Below are 1879 nucleotides of genomic sequence, written 5' to 3'. Positions count from 1 at the left end.
CTCTGATAAAAATTCGTGGGTGCGACGTACAGCAATTGTACAGTTAGCTCAAGGTTACCAAGACCACCCAGATACCTTAGCCCTACTTCAAGCATGGGCTCGCTCTGATACTGATTCGTCGGTGCGAGTTACAGCAATTGAACAGTTAGCTCAAGGTTACCAAGACCACCCAGATACCTTAGCCCTACTTCAAGAATCGGCTCGCTCTGATACTAATTCGTGGGTGCGAGTTACAGCAATTGAACAGTTAGCTCAAGGTTACAAAGACCACCTAGATACTTTACCCCTACTTCAAGAATTGGCTCGCTCTGATACTGATTCGGATGTGCGAGGTATAGCAATTGAACAGTTAGCTCAAGCTTGGCACAATCAGCCTTGGTTATGGGAATTTTTACGCGATCGCACTCTCCATGACCCTTTTGAGCGTAAGAAATTATGGGATGACAATCCTCGACAAGCAGCCCTTAAGGCCATCCTCGAATATTATCCTAACCATTCCCAAATCCAATCCTTATTGGAGGATAGAGCAGACCATGACTCCGATCCTAAACTACGGAAGTTTGCTCAGGAGGAATTGGCCAGATTATCGAGGTTTTGATAGTAATCAAGTATAGAGGGTTTTCAAACGAGTTGTAAATTAATCGATGGTCGAAAAAGGCAAAATGCAACAGGCAAGAGGCAATAGGGGCAAGAGTTACAGAGTTTTTTATTAAACTAAAAAAAGACCTTTTCCGTTTACATCTCAAATGTAAAGCCTATATATACATACCAGAGTTATGGTTAACAGACAGTAAAAAACTCCCAAAGTCAAAAACCTTGGGAGGGTCATTTTAGGTTATATTCAACCCAGTCTAGCATCCGTATTTGATTAGTATGGATCATCAAATGAAGTACCGACATTTGCTTCTAGCCACAAGCGCGATCGCGTAGCGTGACCTTTGGTCAATCGCATTTTGGCTTTCTTGGTCTGTTGCTAACCTTTCCATCATTTATCCACAGCGCTTCCCTCACTTAGCCAGCTCCCTCAAAGCATTTTCATACCTCTTGCTGACTTTCTGATAAGCTGCCATTACCTTTTCAAACTCAGGGTCTTTCGTGGTGATTTCAACACCATCAGCGGTTTCTGTGATAAATACAGTATCTCCCTGGCCAACATTCAGCTGTTGTAGGATCTCTTCAGGTAGGGTTATGCCTAGGGAATCACCAATCTTATTAATTGTGAGCTTGTACATATTGTAAAGGGAGTCGGGAGTCGTAAAAATCCTATATTATTATATATATATCATTACTATGAAAACCGCTATATAATATTCCCTATTCTTTCTCCCTACGCGCCCGGATCCCACACTCCCTTCAAAAAGCTAGAATCCCCAATCACTAATGATTTGGGGACTTTGTAACGGTATTTAGAGATTAGTCCAGAATAGAAAAAGAAGGCAGTAAGTGCGATTGGGTAGTGAAACCGAGGGCGGTGCAGAAGTTGGGGTTTTAGGAGGAGGGGCGATCACCTGCCTACACCGCCTTTTCGATCACCACCTACTGAGGATACTATTTTGCTTCCAGGAATCCCTTAACTGTCTCAACAGAAATAGAGATCACGGGATGATTAAATATAGCTTTGAATCCCTCAAATCCTAATGCTTTTGAAGCGCATATTAGTCGGTGCTTAAGAGTAGGATTATCATTAATTTCTTCCTTGATAATTTCAATAGCAACAGATTCTTTAGCAGTTCTGGGATTTTCAGCAAGCTCGTTTAGTAATTGCTTAATCTCAGCTTTAATATCAGCCAATTCATCTGGTCTAATCTCAATTTCTCCACTTTTTACCTTAACATCTTCTAGATTAGCTTTTGAAGGTACAGTTATAGATGTCTTATTT

General features: G+C 41.4%; 2 protein-coding genes and 1 pseudogene. 1 reads left to right on the top strand and 2 read right to left on the bottom strand.

The window, feature by feature from the left end:
- Positions 1–598 (top strand): HEAT repeat domain-containing protein (locus F6K38_RS40770; RefSeq protein ID WP_287360524.1); only part of this gene is annotated, 598 nt, incomplete at its 5' end.
- A 409-nt stretch (positions 599–1007) separates the two neighbouring features.
- Here F6K38_RS40770 and F6K38_RS40765 read toward each other — a convergent pair.
- Positions 1008–1232 (bottom strand): AbrB/MazE/SpoVT family DNA-binding domain-containing protein, encoded by a 225-nt coding sequence (locus tag F6K38_RS40765; protein WP_287360523.1) that lies wholly within the window; start codon positions 1230–1232, stop codon positions 1008–1010.
- Between the two features lie 316 nt (positions 1233–1548).
- A pseudogene (locus F6K38_RS40760) lies at positions 1549–1879 on the bottom strand (hypothetical protein); the annotation flags it as partial.

Origin of the sequence: Moorena sp. SIO3B2 (genome assembly GCF_010692525.1) — a bacterium.
Classification (GTDB): Bacteria; Cyanobacteriota; Cyanobacteriia; order Cyanobacteriales; family Coleofasciculaceae; genus Moorena; species Moorena producens.
Note: the sequence above shows the minus strand (reverse complement) of the source record. Positions and strands in the feature narration are given on the sequence as shown.